General features: G+C 38.8%; 5 protein-coding genes. 4 read left to right on the forward strand and 1 reads right to left on the reverse strand.

What is annotated here, in order from left to right:
* Positions 1-153: 153 nt before the first annotated feature.
* Positions 154-390 carry a hypothetical protein gene (locus tag H6G77_RS35215; protein WP_190874142.1) on the reverse strand — a complete coding sequence of 79 codons (237 nt, stop codon included), beginning with the start codon at positions 388-390 and terminating at the stop codon, positions 154-156.
* A 95-nt stretch (positions 391-485) separates the two neighbouring features.
* Between H6G77_RS35215 and H6G77_RS36715 the strand changes: the two genes are divergently transcribed.
* From H6G77_RS36715 to H6G77_RS35235, 4 genes are all read left to right on the forward strand, one after another.
* Complete coding sequence (locus H6G77_RS36715; protein WP_199331755.1) at positions 486-836, forward strand: WGR domain-containing protein; 351 nt, start codon at positions 486-488, stop codon at positions 834-836.
* A gap of 79 nt (positions 837-915) precedes the next feature.
* Positions 916-1,176, forward strand: a complete 261-nt coding sequence (locus H6G77_RS35225; protein ID WP_190595297.1) for a hypothetical protein — start codon at positions 916-918, stop codon at positions 1,174-1,176.
* Between the two features lie 343 nt (positions 1,177-1,519).
* Positions 1,520-2,326, forward strand: a complete 807-nt coding sequence (locus H6G77_RS35230; protein ID WP_190874143.1) for a ParA family protein — start codon at positions 1,520-1,522, stop codon at positions 2,324-2,326.
* Between the two features lie 32 nt (positions 2,327-2,358).
* Positions 2,359-3,501, forward strand: coding sequence for a ParB N-terminal domain-containing protein (locus H6G77_RS35235; protein ID WP_190874144.1), 1,143 nt, complete (start codon positions 2,359-2,361; stop codon positions 3,499-3,501).
* Positions 3,502-3,564 lie beyond the last annotated feature (63 nt).

A 3,564-nucleotide genomic window follows, 5' to 3' on the forward strand; every position in this document is an offset into this window, starting at 1 on the left:
GGTGACGAAGCTCATAACAACGATTTCGATAGCGTAGGTTAGTGTGGATTGTAGAGTTTCCATTGTTTTTCTCCTGAAGTACGAGAGAGTTTTCAATGGCAACTAGCGAAGCGAATAAACCTCCTGTGAAAACAGGAGGTCTAGAATAAATTGTTAAAACGGAATTTCCTCATCGACATCGACAGAGGATTTTGCTTCCGACTCTGGACTGATTAATCCCCGCAGAAAACGATAATTTTCTACATTCCAACAAAAGTCAGACAATGAATTTTCCAGCCACCCTTTGAGTTGTTCAATTAGTTCTGGGCTACTGCTGATTAGTTCTTTTTCTGCATCAGTCCATCGGCGCTGGCTACCATCCGCAACTGCTACAAAGATTTGATTTGTCATAATTATTTGTCCAACATTTTCCACAAAACTTTCGCGTAGCGTTTGTGATTTGCTGGCATTTAAGTATTATACAAAAAGGGCTTGTGTATGAAAATATGCTTGAGCAAACTATTTACCGACTCGACCTCTGGCAAGAATGCAAGTGGCAACGGCACACGCGATTTTACACTTTAAGGCTGTGTCAGAATGTATTTGGTGAGTGGGTCATCACCAAAACTTGGGGTAGTGCCGTCAAAAAGGGATTCGGTAAATCACAAGACTTGGATTTCTCTGATTATCAAGCCGCATTGGACAACTATCAAAAGCTACAGCAGCGAAGGGAGAAACGTGGGTACACAAGATTTGACGGGAAATCACGATACTGCTTAATCCCCGCACAAACAATATTCCCCCAGCCCCCAAGCAGAGAAAACAGGCTCTCGCCTGGGCAGTTGTCGCTATTCTAGAAATAGCTATAGTTGAGGACACGGCGATCGCTTAATTGTAAAATGCTGAGTCTTGAGTTCTAACTACATGATATAACTAATGCCTAGCAAGTACATAGAAGTCCAAGAGTACACCGTCAGAGCGCACAAACGGCAAATCCACACGCGCACATTCAACTTTGTCTGTAAGCAGTGCGAACAAACAACCTCTCGTGAGACGTATGGCCCACGCCCTTTATACTGCGAAACCTGCCGTCCTCCAGTACCACCTAAGAAGTCTTCTGTAGCTGCACCAGCTAAAAAAGGTAAGCCCAGGGCTAAGGTTTATCGAAGTGATGTTGATTTTCAGAAGTCTTCGTGAGGCGATCGCTGAGATAAGCAAAATGCTTCTGGATAATGGCATACCAGAAGCATTGAGTGTAATTTGCTTTGAGCGATTTCAACCGTAAAAAGAACAATTGTACTATAAAGGCAAAATAGAACCTAAATACTTAATTCAGAATAAATAGTTTGAATTTAACCCATTTTTAAATCTTGAATGGTAATAGTTCAGTCGCTTATAACCTTGTATTTGCTGCATCTAGAATTATTTTTGACAAAGTTTAATCAAACCTGAGATAAGATTATTTCAAAAATAATCAAACCTGAGATAACGTTATCTCAGCACTTCAAGTATGAACTATACTTAATCGATAAAAACTGTCATGTCAGCAAATTTAATCCTATCAATTGAAACAAACGCTGGAGGGGTAGCTAAAAGTACTGTTTCCTACAATCTGGCTTACGAGTTAGGTGTTCGTGGTTACTCAGTTGCCTTGCTGGATATAGATCCTAATGAATCATTGACATTATTTTGTGGATTAGCCTCAGTTGAAGCATCTGGAACAATGGCAGATGTTTACGATGCAAATTTTAATGGGCATTGGCCTTTAGTTTCGGCTTGGCAAAATAAAATTGATAAAATTCAAGTCTGTAAAGGAGGGCGAAAACTGCATGAAACTATTCAAAAGGTTTCAAAAGACTTAAGAGGAGCTTATCTTTTAGCAGATAGACTCAGCGACTATCCATTACCACATGATTTTGTAATTATTGACTGCCCAGCGACTCTAGAACCTTTACCATTAACGGCACTAGCCGCTTCTAGTCATGTATTAATTCCTATTCAACCGGAGTATAAAGCTTCTCAAAGTGCTGCGGCAATGATTGAGTGGTATTATTACAACTGCAAAAGATTGAGATTAAAGCCTGCTCCAAAAATTCTAGGTATTGTTCCTACTCGGTGGCGGAGTGACTGGGTAGCGCATAGAAGTATTGTTGAAGAATTACCAATAGTTTGTAAGAATCTGGGCATTAAGTATTTTCATCCAATTAGGGAATCAGCAGATATTCTCAATGCTTCAGGAAGAGGGGTACCTCTAGGAATTTATAGACCAGGTAGAGAAGCCAGAGCAGATTTTATCCCAATTGTTGAAGCCTTAATTCAAGAGTTAAAAATTATAAGAGGTCAATAATGTCAACGTCTCAAAAACCAAGTGTGCTTGGAATGTTTGCTGGTGCCGCTGGTTCACAACAAATATTTGAGCTTGAAGAACAGATAGAAGAATTACAAGCAGAAATCACGCAATTAAAAAAAGAACAAGCAGATAGAAATCTTGCGGAAGAAGAGCGTAATTATCTTAATCAAACAATCGAAGATTTAAGAGAACATCTTAAAGCATCAGGTGTATTTAAAATTCATTACAGTCAAGTTAAGCCCAATCCAAAACAGGCAAGACAGACATTTACAGCAGAGAGTATTCGCAGTATGGCTGTTTCAATTAAAGAAGAAGGGCAACAAGAGCCTATTATATTGTTGCCAGGGAATCTCTTGTTTGATGGAGAACGGCGATGGAGATCAGTTGCAGAATATTTACAACCAGAAATTGATATGTTGGATGCAGTTATGCTTCCGAAAGAACTTTCTGAAGCCGAACTACACGCACAAACTTTATTAACTAGTCTTCACCGAGAAAGTTTAAATGAATTAGATTTAGCTGAAGGTTTAGTACAACAAGCTAAGTTAGCTTTTGATATTGAACAAGAAGAAGTGATCAAAGCAGTTAGACGAGCCATCGTTAGACTAAATACTAAAAAACTCTTACCTCAATTAACTGAACTTGTTAGTAGCACTAGGGAAGAACAGACAAAACACATTGATGATTTTGGCTTGGATGCAATAGAGTGTAATATTTTTATGTTATTACTCCGCTTTCAGCAAAATCCAGCATCTATAGATGCCAATGTCTTTCCGTGCTTACGCCTTCCTCAAGATTTAAAGAATGCGATTCGGCACTTAGGACTTGGTGCTAATCATGCTCGTTCCTTACAGAAGCTCAATGCCAAAAATCTGGGAATTGAAGAGCTTAAAGCCAAGGAAATTAGACAAAATCTAACATCACAAGTTTTGCAGCAAAAACTAACTGTAGCTCAAACCCGTGCTTTAGTTGGAGAAACTATTGCTAAACACTCTCCTGAAAAACAAGGTAAGCCAAACTTACAAGTTAATTCACTCATCCAAAATATATCTAAAACTGACATCAAGAACATTGAGAAAGAGCAATTAACTGATTTATTAAAAGCTTTGGAAGCTAAAGCTAACGCGATGTGCGACTTATTGTTTCGTTACACAAGTTCGGTGTATGAATGATTAAAAAGAAAATTCCCACAATCCGCACTGGAGCGAGAAAATCGTTACAAATGAGTGGAATGA

The organism is Aulosira sp. FACHB-615 (assembly GCF_014698045.1).
Lineage (GTDB): Bacteria > Cyanobacteriota > Cyanobacteriia > Cyanobacteriales > Nostocaceae > Nostoc_B.